General features: G+C 41.3%; 8 protein-coding genes, 12 tRNA genes and 1 rRNA gene. 19 read left to right on the top strand and 2 right to left on the bottom strand.

Annotated elements, in window-relative coordinates:
• Positions 1-3: 3 nt before the first annotated feature.
• From rrf to AC1Z3S_RS17910, 16 genes are all read left to right on the top strand, one after another.
• Positions 4-119, top strand: a 5S ribosomal RNA gene (gene rrf / locus AC1Z3S_RS17985).
• Positions 120-129: 10 nt separating this feature from the next.
• Positions 130-203 (top strand) — tRNA-Asn (locus AC1Z3S_RS17980).
• Positions 204-244: 41 nt separating this feature from the next.
• Positions 245-333 (top strand) — tRNA-Ser (locus AC1Z3S_RS17975).
• A gap of 10 nt (positions 334-343) precedes the next feature.
• Positions 344-415: transfer RNA gene (locus AC1Z3S_RS17970), tRNA-Glu, on the top strand.
• A 12-nt stretch (positions 416-427) separates the two neighbouring features.
• A tRNA-Val gene (locus tag AC1Z3S_RS17965) sits at positions 428-500 on the top strand.
• Positions 501-505: 5 nt separating this feature from the next.
• Positions 506-579 (top strand) — tRNA-Asp (locus tag AC1Z3S_RS17960).
• Between the two features lie 20 nt (positions 580-599).
• Positions 600-672, top strand: a tRNA-Phe gene (locus AC1Z3S_RS17955).
• A 3-nt stretch (positions 673-675) separates the two neighbouring features.
• Positions 676-756: transfer RNA gene (locus tag AC1Z3S_RS17950), tRNA-Tyr, on the top strand.
• A 4-nt stretch (positions 757-760) separates the two neighbouring features.
• Positions 761-834: transfer RNA gene (locus AC1Z3S_RS17945), tRNA-Trp, on the top strand.
• A gap of 27 nt (positions 835-861) precedes the next feature.
• A tRNA-His gene (locus AC1Z3S_RS17940) sits at positions 862-934 on the top strand.
• A gap of 7 nt (positions 935-941) precedes the next feature.
• Positions 942-1,013, top strand: a tRNA-Gln gene (locus tag AC1Z3S_RS17935).
• Between the two features lie 27 nt (positions 1,014-1,040).
• Positions 1,041-1,111: transfer RNA gene (locus AC1Z3S_RS17930), tRNA-Cys, on the top strand.
• A 21-nt stretch (positions 1,112-1,132) separates the two neighbouring features.
• Positions 1,133-1,216, top strand: a tRNA-Leu gene (locus tag AC1Z3S_RS17925).
• Between the two features lie 130 nt (positions 1,217-1,346).
• On the top strand, positions 1,347-1,949 hold the full coding sequence (gene fic / locus AC1Z3S_RS17920; RefSeq protein WP_461741498.1) for a protein adenylyltransferase Fic: 603 nt from the start codon (positions 1,347-1,349) through the stop codon (positions 1,947-1,949).
• A 502-nt stretch (positions 1,950-2,451) separates the two neighbouring features.
• Positions 2,452-3,063: a histidine phosphatase family protein gene (locus tag AC1Z3S_RS17915; RefSeq protein ID WP_461741497.1), complete on the top strand. Its 612-nt coding sequence runs from the start codon at positions 2,452-2,454 to the stop codon at positions 3,061-3,063.
• Positions 3,064-3,334: 271 nt separating this feature from the next.
• Positions 3,335-5,677, top strand: a complete 2,343-nt coding sequence (locus AC1Z3S_RS17910; RefSeq protein WP_461741496.1) for a helicase C-terminal domain-containing protein — start codon at positions 3,335-3,337, stop codon at positions 5,675-5,677.
• A gap of 62 nt (positions 5,678-5,739) precedes the next feature.
• Here AC1Z3S_RS17910 and mprF read toward each other — a convergent pair whose 3' ends face one another.
• Together mprF and AC1Z3S_RS17900 are read right to left on the bottom strand one after the other, a co-directional pair.
• Positions 5,740-8,277 carry a bifunctional lysylphosphatidylglycerol flippase/synthetase MprF gene (gene mprF, locus AC1Z3S_RS17905; RefSeq protein ID WP_461741495.1) on the bottom strand — a complete coding sequence of 846 codons (2,538 nt, stop codon included), beginning with the start codon at positions 8,275-8,277 and terminating at the stop codon, positions 5,740-5,742.
• Positions 8,265-9,002 carry an alpha/beta fold hydrolase gene (locus AC1Z3S_RS17900; RefSeq protein ID WP_461741494.1) on the bottom strand — a complete coding sequence of 246 codons (738 nt, stop codon included), beginning with the start codon at positions 9,000-9,002 and terminating at the stop codon, positions 8,265-8,267. The genes mprF and AC1Z3S_RS17900 overlap by 13 nt, the downstream gene beginning before the upstream one ends.
• 200 nt (positions 9,003-9,202) lie before the next feature.
• On the opposite strand from AC1Z3S_RS17900, the gene AC1Z3S_RS17895 reads away from it, so the two are divergent.
• The 3 genes from AC1Z3S_RS17895 to AC1Z3S_RS17885 all read left to right on the top strand — a co-directional run bounded on the left by AC1Z3S_RS17895 (position 9,203) and on the right by AC1Z3S_RS17885 (position 13,223).
• Positions 9,203-9,844, top strand: a complete 642-nt coding sequence (locus AC1Z3S_RS17895) for a lysozyme family protein (RefSeq protein WP_461737197.1) — start codon at positions 9,203-9,205, stop codon at positions 9,842-9,844.
• 29 nt (positions 9,845-9,873) lie between these two features.
• On the top strand, positions 9,874-10,716 hold the full coding sequence (locus AC1Z3S_RS17890) for a DUF368 domain-containing protein (RefSeq protein ID WP_461741493.1): 843 nt from the start codon (positions 9,874-9,876) through the stop codon (positions 10,714-10,716).
• 215 nt (positions 10,717-10,931) lie between these two features.
• Positions 10,932-13,223, top strand: coding sequence for a cation-translocating P-type ATPase (locus AC1Z3S_RS17885; RefSeq protein ID WP_461741492.1), 2,292 nt, complete (start codon positions 10,932-10,934; stop codon positions 13,221-13,223).
• Positions 13,224-13,308 lie beyond the last annotated feature (85 nt).

The raw sequence follows: 13,308 nt of genomic DNA, 5'->3' as shown, positions 1-13,308 counted from the left end.
TTGTGTGGTGGCGATAGCGAGAAGGATACACCTGTAACCATGCCGAACACAGAAGTTAAGCTTCTTAGCGCCGATTGTAGTGAAGGGTTGCCCTTTGTGAGAGTAGGACGTCGCCACGCAGTTGTTTATTCCGGCATAGCTCAGTTGGTAGTAGCGCATGACTGTTAATCATGATGTCGTAGGTTCGAGTCCTACTGCCGGAGTTAGCTTCAAATTAATGAATTGAGTAGGATTCTTTTTCTCTGGAGAGTTGTCCGAGAGGCCGAAGGAGCATGATTGGAAATCATGTAGACGGTAACCACTGTCTCAAGGGTTCGAATCCCTTACTCTCCGTTAATTTCCTGGCCCGTTGGTCAAGCGGTTAAGACACCGCCCTTTCACGGCGGTAACACGGGTTCGATTCCCGTACGGGTCATTGTTTTACACTGGAGGTTTAGCTCAGCTGGGAGAGCATCTGCCTTACAAGCAGAGGGTCAGCGGTTCGATCCCGTTAACCTCCATTTACGGTTTGGTAGTTCAGCTGGTTAGAATGCCTGCCTGTCACGCAGGAGGTCGCGGGTTCGAGTCCCGTCCAGACCGTTTATCTTTTGAATAATTTTGGCTCGGTAGCTCAGTTGGTAGAGCAATGGATTGAAGCTCCATGTGTCGGCAGTTCGATTCTGTCCCGCGCCATTTGGAGGAGTAGCGAAGTGGCTAAACGCGACGGACTGTAAATCCGTTCCTTAGGGTTCAGTGGTTCGAATCCACTCTCCTCCATTGTAGGGGTATAGTTTAAAGGTAGAACAGCGGTCTCCAAAACCGTTAGTGTGGGTTCAATTCCTGCTACCCCTGCCATTATTTTTTAATTAGTTTAGTATTACGGCGATCGTGGCGAAGTGGTTAACGCACCGGATTGTGGCTCCGGCACTCGTGGGTTCGATTCCCATCGTTCGCCCTCTTATTGGGGTATAGCCAAGCGGTAAGGCAAGGGACTTTGACTCCCTCATGCGTTGGTTCGAATCCAGCTACCCCAGTTCCTTTTTTAAGGGAAATTGCATAATGGCGGTATAGCCAAGTGGTAAGGCAGAGGTCTGCAAAACCTTCATCACCGGTTCAAATCCGGTTACCGCCTTTTCACAAAATTATACAACATGCCGGCGTGGCGGAATTGGCAGACGCGCTGGACTCAAAATCCAGTGCCCGCGAGGGCGTGCCGGTTCGACCCCGGCCGCCGGTATAAAAATTGTAGCAACGATTCTAAGGATTCGTTGCTATTTTTGTATTGTTTTGTAGATTTAAAATGGTGATAAAAAATAGGTGCTTTCATCTGAAATAAATTTTTGTCACTATTATCTGGGAGTGTAGCCATGCTAGAGAACAAACTAAATATAACTAACCAAATTGATTTAGCCAAAACCGAAGAAAAGCTCAGCAAAAAAAAGGCTAAAGATTTGTTTGAGTCAGGTAAGATTAATGATTTTGAGATAGGCACATTTCGAAGCCTTTCTGATATTCACGAAAATTTATTTGGAGATATTTATTATTTTGCTGGAAAAATCAGAGATGTAAACATTGCAAAAGGAAACTTTAGATTTGCTTCAGTGATGTATTTGAAACCGGCATTGGAAAATATAGATTCAATGCCTCAAAGTACTTTTGAAGAGATTATCGCTAAATATGTCGAAATGAATGTGGCGCATGCTTTTCGAGAAGGCAATGGTCGCAGTATGCGCATATGGTTGGACTTGATTCTAAAAAAAGAATTAGGAAAAGTTGTTGATTGGTCTCTAATCGATAAAGAGGCTTACCTATCAGCGATGGAACGTAGCCCTATAAATGATTTAGAAATTCGTTATTTGCTAAAAGAGGCTTTGACAGATAAAGTTAACGACAGAGAAATTTTCATGAAAGGAATTGATACGAGTTATTTTTATGAAGGATATATGGAGTATTGGATTGAGGATTTATAAAGTTAACTAATAGCAGTTAAGAAAAAGATTATATAGTTTATCTGCTAAGGTAAACATAAAAATGGTTGTGACATTAGTTTTATTAACAAATGGAATCCCGAATTATATTGTCTTTGTGAATCCAGTAGGTCTACGAGACAGAAACAGTTTTGCAGAGGCCCTCAAAAGTAAAATCAAGAATAATTTGCTTTTAGGGAGCCATTTGTTTAAATTAGGTGTAAACTTTGTAACACACTTGTTCCTATATATAAAAGCACCTCTAACTCTGAGTTAACATATTTTGAATCAATCATCAGCTGAATTTAGTCAAAATTATTCGCCTTGAAAAGACTTTAAAATGTATAACATAAGGATCAAAGCTGCGCAGGAGGCGAAATCGTAAGTTTTGCCCAAGATACTCGCCGATTCTGTCCATCGCCATTTGACAACCCGCTAGATTCCGTTAAGCTTAAGAGAGAAAGTTTGATGTTTGATTATTCTAAAGTTCAGGGGGATGAAAAGCATGGCAGAGCTTTATTTTGTACGTCACGGGTTGACGATTAATAATCATGAAGGCCGGTTTAATGGCAGTCAGTCAAATCCGCCGTTGTTGCCGGAAGGGGTGGCGCAAGCGCAGTTGCTGGGAGAGTATTTGGCAAAGGAAACATTTGCCAAAGCGTATGTCAGTCCATTGCAGCGGGCACAGGAAACGTTAAATAATATTTTGCTGCCTCAGACAGCAAAACCGGTGATTGAAGTTGTCGATGACTTGCAGGAGATTAACTTCGGTGATTGGGATGGGCTGCGGATTGAAGAGAAGCAGCAGGAGCCGGAATTTCATGATTTGTTACATGTGCCGGAAAAATATGATCCAACAGCGTTCCATGGTGAAAGTTTTTTTGATTTAGCAAAAAGAGTGAAGCGTTTTAGCGATTCGTTAGCTTATAGTAATGATGAAAAGTATCTAATCGTCGCCCATGGTGTTACTTTGATGACGCTAATGCAGCTGCTTAAGGGGAAAACAGTTGCTGATGTTAGAGAGGCGGGCTTATTGGGGAACACTAGTCTCAGCATTTTTGAATCAAATAACGGCATTGAGTTCCAAGAAAAATTATGGAATTTTACTGATTATTAAAGATTATTGAAATGTCTATCAAAAATTGGCTTACCAGCTAAGTTTGATAGGCGTTTTTTTGTTGACTTTAATTTCCACATAAAATCTGTTGATACTTTGTGGCCAATCTATGAGCTGTAAAAGTTCGTGGGTAATCAAAAATAATTTGTACAAAAGCATTTATGAAGTTGGAAATCTTCAGAGATTTCTGGATTTGTCTTTAGTATTCTCCGTATTTTGACTAGTGAAATGCGAATGGATGTTCTATAATGGATAAGTTAGGAGGTTGCCCATGAAAACAGCACGAATTTCAGTGCGCAATTTGGTGGAATTTATTTTGCGCAAAGGCAGCATTGACGAGCGGCATACTAGTGACCACACGGCGCAAGAGGGGGCCCGCATTCATCGCCAACTACAAAAGGCTGGTGGAGAAAATTATCAAAAAGAAGTTTTTCTGTCTTTAGAGGTACCTTTAACGGAACGGATGTTAACAGTTGAAGGCCGGGCAGATGGGGTAATTACAGAAGATCAACAGATCATAATCGATGAAATAAAAACTTCTGAGCCGGAATTTGAGGACTTATTACCTGAACAGGTTGAAATGTTTTGGAATCAGGTCAAATGTTATGGACATATCTACTGTTTAAAGGGAAATCTGGAACAGATTACCTTACAATTAACTTATTTTCAGACGACTGAGAAAAAAATTACTCGCCAGAAATTGACCTTTTCTGCTGTTGAGCTGGCTGAATTTTTTACACATGTGGTGACGGAATATGAGAAATGGTTGATTTTTCAAGAGGAGTGGCAGGAGCAACGAAACCAGTCTTTGAAGCAACTGGAATTTCCTTTTCCTGATTATCGTAAAGGACAACGGGAATTGGCGGTGGCGGTTTATAAGACGATTTTAAGTGAACGTCAGCTGTTTGTGGAGGCACCAACTGGTATCGGTAAGACGATTTCGACATTGTTTCCCTCTCTTAAAGCGATTGGTGAGGGGAAGGCGCAACGGATTTTTTATTTGACGGCCAAGACGATTACACGGACGGTCGCAGAAGAGGGGATTACTGCACTAAAGGAAAAGCAAGCTGAGGTCAAGAGTGTCACCTTGACTGCCAAAGACAAAATTTGTTTTTTGACAGAACGAAATTGTATTCCGGAGGCCTGTCCCTTTGCCAAGGGGTATTATGATCGAATTAACGATGTCTTGTGGGATGTGCTTCACGAGGAGAATCAGCTGACTCGTGAAGTGATTGAGACCTATGCCAAAAAGCACACAGTCTGTCCCTTTGAGCTATCTTTGGATTTGAGTAATTTTTGTGATATTGTGATTGGCGATTATAATTATCTCTTTGATCCTAGAGTCTATCTGCGGCGCTTTTTTGAAAATCCCGATGGTCAAAGTCTTTTTTTAGTAGATGAAGCCCATAATTTAGTTGATCGGGGACGGGAGATGTATTCCCAGTCTTTAAACAAAAATACGATTTTGACCTTAAAAAATCAAAGTAAAAACCACAAGAAGCTACATAAAGCTTTGACTAAGTTAAATCAAGAAATGATTCAACTGCGGAAAGTCTTAGAGGAAAAGGAGACTGACTTTTTTGCGCAAGCGGCTCCGGTGGAGAGTTTGACAAGCCGGGTTTACCAATTTACTGAGGTGGCGAAGGAATGGTTAGCGGAAAATCCTAATGATGATTTGCAGGAAATGGTTTTAAGCTTTTACTTTGAAGCGTTGAATTATACTAGAATTAGCGAATTTTACGATGACCATTTTGTAACTTATTTGGAGCAGCGCAATCATGATATCATCATCAAGCAATACTGTATTGACCCGTCTTTTTTATTAAATCAGAGCTTAGAAAAAGGACGGGCAGCGATTTTATTTTCGGCTAGTTTGACGCCTTTAGATTATTATAGTGAGGTTTTAGGAGGCAATGAAGAACGGTTGACTTATCGTTTAGCCTCGCCTTTTGATGAAAAAAAGCAATTGTTATTGGTTGACCAACAGATTCAGACGACTTATCGTCAAAGGGAGGCTAGTTTGCCTAGAGTGGTGGCTGAGCTGGCAAAATTAGCTCAGGGAAAAACCGGTAATTATCTTTTTTTCTTTCCTTCCTACCGTTATTTAGATGATGTATATCAACTGTTTATTGAAGCTTATCCAGAATTGCGGACTTTGATTCAGCAAAATCAAATGAGTGAAGAAGAACGGGAAGTATTTCTAGCTAACTTTGAGCTAGAACCAAAAGAAACGTTAATTGGTTTTTGTGTCTTAGGGGGGATTTTTTCTGAAGGGATTGATTTGAAGGGGACCCGGCTGATTGGTGTCGGCATTGTGGGTGTTGGTCTACCGCAGCTCAGTCACCAGCAGGATTTGATTAAAAACTATTACGATGAAAAAGGGTTAGGTTTCCAATATGCTTATCAAATTCCCGGGATGAATAAAGTCTTGCAGGCGGCCGGTCGTGTAATTCGCACGATGACCGATAAAGGGGTGGTTCTTTTATTAGACCAACGCTTTGTCACCACCCGCTATCAGCAGTATTTTCCCGAGCATTGGCGGGGCTATCTTGGCTTTAATCGACCGGAAGAATTGCCAGAAAAACTACAGGATTTTTGGCATGACGACAACTAAAAAACTTTAAATAAAAATTGCCCACCACTGCGGGAAACTTACCGCAGTGGTGGGCTTTTTCGTTATTTTTCAACGGGTGCATTATCAATAATTAACAGAGCGCTCATGACAAAAATAATCCAACTATCTCTGGAGTAGGCGGTATAGCTTGGCACCCACTCGGCAGCATATTTTTCCTTATAATCCCGCAGACCTTGGAAGGAATAAAAATGCGAACCAAATTGATAGACTAGATATGCGATGCGTTCCTGCGTAAAACTTTTGCGGGAGGTGCCGACATTTGAGAGGGGCGCCATCCCTAAATCAAAGATGGTTAAGCCTTCGTTGTGCATATACTCAAACAGATTGATAAAAAGAAAATCCATCGTCCCTGAAGGCGCCGTTTCGGGATTATGGCGCATTAAATCAATTGTGCCGATCGTCTCTGTGTAAGTCGGCATAATATTGGCAAAGGCAACAATTGCACCTGTCTGGTCTTTAATCACCGAGATTGGCGATTTTTGCAGATAATCCTCAGAGAAAAAGCCTAGAGAGAAACCTTTTTCTTTGCGGCCAGCTAACCAAGCATCTGAGACTTCCCGCAAGCTAGCCATTGTCTCTTGATTAAAAGGCGGCTTGAGGACTTCAAACTGATAACCTTCTTTTTGGAGACGATTCATGGTAGCTCGTTGGCCCTTCATTTTTTTTCCGGAGATCGTGAAGGTTGTTAAATCAACTTCGGCAGCTTCTCCCATTTTAATAAAATCATAGCCAAACTCATGGAGTAGCATGACCAACTTCTCGCTCACTTCGTAAAAGACCGGATGATAGCCGAGAATATCGGCGTCATGAATCAGCTGTTGAATCGCATCGGCAAAATCACTTTCCTTGCCGGCTGGATCCCCCATGATGACACATTTATCGTTGTGGGTATTCATCTGAAGGAAAACGGTATTTTCGGTACCATCATTGTAAAAATAAATATTTTTATCCCCTAAAAAGGCCAATTGGCTTTCGGGATTGCCGCCATATTTATTAAGGACTTGATAGACCTGTTCATCTGCAACTTTTTCACCAAGGACTTTTTTCTCTCCCTGTAGATATTTAATGAAGAGCCAAATGATCGATGCCACGACGACAATTGCAATAAAGCCTGTCAACCAAGTGCGCTCTGAGGGAAATAAAAAGAAATCGATTGTATGATGGTTGTGATGAGGAAAAGCTGGCAAATTATAGATGCCAATCGCAATATATAAAATAAATAATGCAGTATATAATAAGCCGTCCATCGTCATGCTTTCCCAAGAGTAAACAAATTGTTTGCGATACAATTCTCTTTTGGAAAAGACTGCTAAAACAAATAGCAATACTAAAAAGACTAATGTTGCCGTGTTAAATTCACTGAAGAAAATATAGACACTAGCCAGTGCCAGTAAAATTAATGTTGGCAGATAAGCTTTTTGACTGCGATTGGCGGTTGCCCGGCCCATCACCAGTAATAAAAAGCCTAAAAGCAGACTGGGAAACTGACTGATAAAATGTAAACGCCAAGGATTGATATGATTCAACCATTGAAAATGGTTGAAGGCCTCAGGAATTGTCGCTAATAGAACCATCATGCTGCCAGAAAAATACAAGGCAAAAACCAACACTTTATGGGCAATTTCCTGGAGCAATTCTTTTGGAATTCCATTGTAGCGGCTATCAATTTCACCGCCGAGATTTTTAAATAAAAAGACCGCGCCGATAATAAAAGGAATCACATAATAAAACAGGCGATACAATAAAATCCAAGTGACAGCTACATCATGGGGAACACCAAGCGATGCTAATCCAAAAATCATCATCACATCGAAGCTCCCTAGCTCACCGGGAATCATCGAGACAATCCCGATAACAGAAGAGGCAATGAATAGTGGAATGACCGCAAAAAAGTTAACCTTGATGTCCATCAAAGCGCCGATGGCCAGAAAGCTGATTAGAACACCTGCCCATTCAAGGGTCGATGTTAACAGGAGCTGCCAGCGGTATTTTGCGGCTAAGCCTCCTAAGATGCCTTCCTTTTTTAACTTAGTGACAAGTAAAACAACCGGGAAGTACAGGCTGCCACCTAAAAGCCAAATCCAATAATCTGTGATGTAATGGTTCATCGGCATTGTAAATAGTAAAATAAAACTAACGAGACTAAAAACCGAGAGCCCTGACATTAAGAACAGAAGTAGCTTGGACAGGTGCTGCAGCAGTTTTTTTCCATCGATTTCCTTGCCGAAAAATTCAGTTCGCAAGCCGATGGTAAAGACACCACCGAAGCCGACCATATTGTTAATAGTATTTATCGACCAGCTGGACTCCAATAAAAAACTAGTTTTAAGCTTTTGCCCCAGCAGTTTATTCAGGACAATATCATAGTTCAGCATTGGCAAAATAGCGACTAGACCAATCACTAGCATTACTGCCAGCTTCCACAGGGGAATACTTTGAAACACATCCACAATTTGCTCCGGCGTGATGGTTTTACTGAGGGTGACTAATTGAAAAATAACGACGATAATTACTGATAGTAGAAATAAAAACTTGAAAACAGGTAATCTTTTTTTGAACCAGGCAATTATTTTTTCCATGAGGACCTCCGATCTTGTAAGAAAGCTAAGATAAGCTGATTAAATGCGGCTGGTGCTTGACGGGCCAACTGGTGCCCGACTTTTGGCACCTCGATAAACTGGCTATTAGGTATCCAGTGTGCTAGATTGCGGGAATGACTTTTTTTGATAACATCATGGGCTCCGACGATTATTAAAGTAGGGGCTTGAATTGTTTGCAGGTCATCTGGTCTTAAGTCCGTGTCTTTTAATAATAAATCACTGGCGGTCTTCAGGCGCTTCAGCCTGCTACCAAAGAGGGCTAAAACGTGACTTACTGCAACAATTAAATAACTAGTCCACTGGGAGATTTTCCGCAAACCGGCAAAATTTAAATTGCCGGCATTTAAAACTAGCCGGTGCACTTTTTGCGGATAGTTGACCGCAAAAACCATCGCTAAATTGGCCCCGTCAGAAAAGCCGATAAAATCCGCTTGGGCAATTTTTTCCTGTTCGAGGATTTCAAAAATATCCCGCGCCATCAAGCTGAAGCTGAGAGTATCAGCGTAATTAGCAGAACGGCCGTGACCACGACTGTCAATAATCACCAATTGAAAATAACGGCTGAGAAAAGGAATTTGCTTGGAAAAGAATTTCCCATTGCCGCCATTTCCGTGGAGCAGGACCACGGGAAAGCCTGTACCGTAAACTTCGTAATATAATTGGCTGCCGTCTGACATGATGGCAGTTTGTTGTCTGAATTCCATAAGGGCACCTTCTAAAAATAGTATAACGGCTTTTCTTTATTTTAACAGTTTTTGACCGCTATCAAAATTGTAAGGCCTGTAAGCTGCCAACAGAAAATCTAAAGTTGATTGTTAAGTTATTTTAAATATCTTTAAGAAGGTTTTTCAACGGCGCTTTTTTTCGGTATGATAGAAAAACCTTGAAAAAAAGGATGGAAATTATGCGAAAAAAACGTCGAGGCCCATTAGGTTGCCTTTTTATGTTGATAAAATTAATTATTTTAGTTAGTCTATTAGTAGCTTTGTTTATTGGCTATCGAACTTATACAATTATTAAACGAGTGGAAAGTTTCCGGCCAGAAGTCGAAACGCTGGCTAGTCAATACGGAATCAGTGACCATGAGACATTGATTTTAGCGATTATTTATACGGAGTCTAAAGGCAGTGGCACAGATTTGATGCAGAGTTCGGAGAGTTTATCAGGAGAACCCGATTCTATTGAAACACAAGCAGATAGCATTGAACAGGGGATTAGTTACCTGTCCGGCGCCATTGAAACGACTGAGGCTGCCGGCGACAATCTGTCAACAGCGATTCAATCTTATAATTTTGGCCATGATTATATTGCCTATGTCAGTGAAAACGGCGGTACCAGCACTGTCAACTTAGCTGAGACTTATTCTCGGGACGTTTTGGCGCCCCTTTTGGGAAATCAGACGGCAGAAACTTACCGTTATTATAAATGGCAGGCGATTTTGTATAATGGTGGCTATCTATACAGTAACGGCGGGAATTTCTTTTACAGCCAAATTGTCCAAGACAATCAAAAGCTGATTGAATTTTACGAATCAATTTTTGGGTAATAATTAAAAATTAAGATAGGTGGAGAAAAATGGAAAAATCACAGGACCAGTCTTCTTTAAAAGACTGGCTACTACGTTTTGTCAAAGGGATGTTTATTGGATCAGGCTTTATTTTGCCGGGAGTCAGTGGGGGTGCGCTGGCGGCAGTCTTCGGCATCTATGAACGAATGATTTCGTTTCTGGCCCATTTAACTAGAAACTTTAAAGAAAATGTTTTGTATTTTATTCCTGTCGGTATCGGCGGAGTTACCGGCGTCTTTTTACTCTCGTTTCCAATCAGTTTTTTATTGACGAATTATGAAACACCGATTCTTTGGTTTTTCGTCGGCTGTATTTTAGGAACAGTGCCGGCCCTTTGGAAAGAAGCCGGCAAAGAAGGCCGCAGTCAAGGGGATACGGTTTTGATGGCAATTACCTTTGTGGTGGCCTTTATCTTCCTTTTGTTTGGCGCAGATCTTTTCGGCGGCCAAGTCGATCAAAACTTTTTCACTTGGATGATCGCCGGTGGCTTGATTGGCTTAGGGATGATTGTTCCCGGCTTAAGCCCATCTAACTTTTTAGTTTACATGGGAATGTATACCGCCATGAGTGATGGCTTTAAGACGATGGATTTCGGCGTGATTATACCATTAGCCATTGGCGGACTGGTCTGTGTGCTAGGCCTGTCAAAAGTGATGGATTATATCTTTAGCAAGGCCTATGCAAAGCTGTTCCATTTTATTTTAGGGGTGGTCTTTGCCTCAACAGTGATGATTATTCCAACGAATTACAGTGGAATGGGCATTATGGGCTATCTAGCCTGCTTTGCTCTGTGTGTTGCTGGGGCAGCATTAGGCTGGTGGATGAGTAGCTTAGAAGAAAAATACAAATAAAAATTTTCCTTTGAATCAATTTTTTTTACGCCGGTGCTTGATTGCTTTCGGCGTATTTTTTTAGGGAAAAGGCTAGATAGTTAAATGTTCTAAGAGGTTTGCTTCACAAAAGAAAAAAGTTTTTATAAAATTTCTGAAAATGAGTCGGTTATTTCTTGAGTTTCTTTGCTGCCGTGGTAGACTGGATACTGATAATTTGGAAAGTAGGAATCGATATGCAAAATGAAACTGGCTTAACAGCCCAGGAAGTCGCCCAGCGTCAAACTCAAGGGCTGCAAAATAATCACACGGAAAATGCTAGCAAATCGACAAAAGCAATTTTTTCAGATAATATTTTAACCCTCTTTAATTTGCTGAATATTTTAATCGGGATTTGCCTATTTTTTGTTGGGGCATACTCCAATATGTTTTATCTGGTGATTATTTTAGTCAATATCACCATCGGAATTTATCAAGAAATCCATGCCCGTAATATGGTCCAAAAATTGTCAATTGTCTCAAAGCAGGGTGTTGAGGTGCTTCGAGATGGACAAGTGGCAACGATTGATTCCAGTGAGCTGGTTTTAGATGATGTTGTCTTGGTGAAGGCAGGGAACGAAATTTTATCTGACCTCGAAGTTTTAGACGGACAGGGAGAGGCCAATGAATCGTTATTAACCGGTGAAGCGGATTTGGTAGTTAAACACACGGGTGATGAACTTTTATCTGGTAGTTTTTTAGCCAGTGGTAGTTTAACAGCCAAGGTGATTCACGTCGGCTTAGATAATTATGCTATGAAGCTTGCCAATGAAGCCAAGGTCCATAAACCATTGGATTCTGAATTGGTCCGCTCAATTAGAAAAGTTTCTCGCTTTACGAGCTTTGTCATTATTCCTTTAGGGATTTTATTATTTATTGAAGCTTTCTTTTTGCGGGACAGCGGTATTAAAGATTCAGTCGTTGTCTCGGCGGCAGCTTTATTGGGAATGCTGCCAAAGGGACTGGTTCTATTGATCAGTATTGCTTTGACCACCGGTGTGACCAAGTTGGCGAAAAAAAGAATTTTAGTGCAGGACATGTATGCTGTTGAAACGCTGGCCCATGTTGATACCTTGTGCTTGGATAAAACCGGCACAATCACCGAGGGCCGCATGCGAGTTGAGCATGTTCGATCCTTGCATCCAGTCTATGAAGACCAGCTGCCGGCAATTATCGGCAGTTATTTAGCTGAATCGACAGATAATAATGTCACGATGCAGGCGTTGCGGGATTATTTTTCAGTCTCGAATCGCTATGGTGCCGGTGAAAAACTCGGTTTTTCTTCAGAGCGCAAATGGGGCGCTATGGAATTTAAGGAGCTTGGAACCATTTATTTGGGCGCGCCAGAGAAATTAGTGCCTCAGCAAGAATTTCCGGAAATTGTCGCCGCCCAAAAAGAAGGCTACCGGATTTTGATGTTGGCGATTGCTCCCAATCAAAATTTGCAGGAAAATTTTGAGCATCTTGAGCCTCTAGCTATTTTTGAAATTGAAGATATCATCCGCCAAAATGCCGAAGAAACTTTGGCTTATCTCCACGCAGAAGGGGTCGATTTAAAAGTTATTTCCGGGGATAACCCCGTAACCGTTTCTAACATCGCCCGTCGTGCTGGCTTGCCGAATTACGAGAATTATATTGATTTATCAACTTGTCAAACGGATAATGAGGTCAGAAAAGCTGCCACTTACTATACAGTTTTTGGGCGAGTAACACCACAACAGAAAAAACTTTTAGTTAAGGAATTAAAAGACCGAGGCCGGACGGTGGCCATGACTGGTGATGGGGTCAATGATGTTTTGGCGCTGAGAGAAGCCGATGTCAGCATCGCCATGGCAGAAGGCGATGGCGCCACACGCCAAATTTCCAATTTAGTTTTATTGGATTCGGATTTTACTACGTTGCCTCAGGTGCTTTTTGAAGGCCGCCGGGTAGTTAACAATGTCACCAAAGTCTCGGGAATTTTCTTTATCAAGACGATTTATTCCTTTATTCTTTCGATTATCTGCGGATTGACGGCTATTGCCTTTCCTTTTATTCCCATTCAAATCACTTTGATTGATTTGGCGATTGAAGGCTATCCTTCCTTCTTCTTGTCCTTTGAAGGGGATAAGCGCCGCATCAATGGTAAATTTTTAACGACGGCCTTAAAGTCAGCTTTGCCTAACGCGGTACTGGTTATTTTGAATGTAGTGACCATTTATCTGTTGGGTCAAGGTAATGGCTGGAGTCAGTTAGACACCACAACGTTGATGTATTATCTGCTGATAGGGATTAGCTGTTTAGCTGTGATTAAAGCCTGTCTACCATTTAATCCGTTGCGCATTTTCTTGGCGAGTACAACGGTGGTGGGAATCTATGTAGCGGCTATGTTATTTCATTCGCTTTTGGAAATTGGTTTCTTAACGATGACTACGCTGCCGATATTTGCGATTATGATGGTCTTAAATGCTGTTTTACGGCTGCTTATTTGGAAAATAACCAAAATCTAAAACTTTGCTAAAAAAAGCAGTTAATCAGTTTGGAAAAACACCATGTTTGTGATAGAATAATAATGTATATCTATGTCCATTTTTA

It is taken from the genome of Enterococcus sp. LJL90 (genome assembly GCF_056924355.1).
The sequence above is the reverse complement of the archived record's forward strand: the minus strand, read 5'-3'. Positions and strand labels throughout refer to the sequence as shown.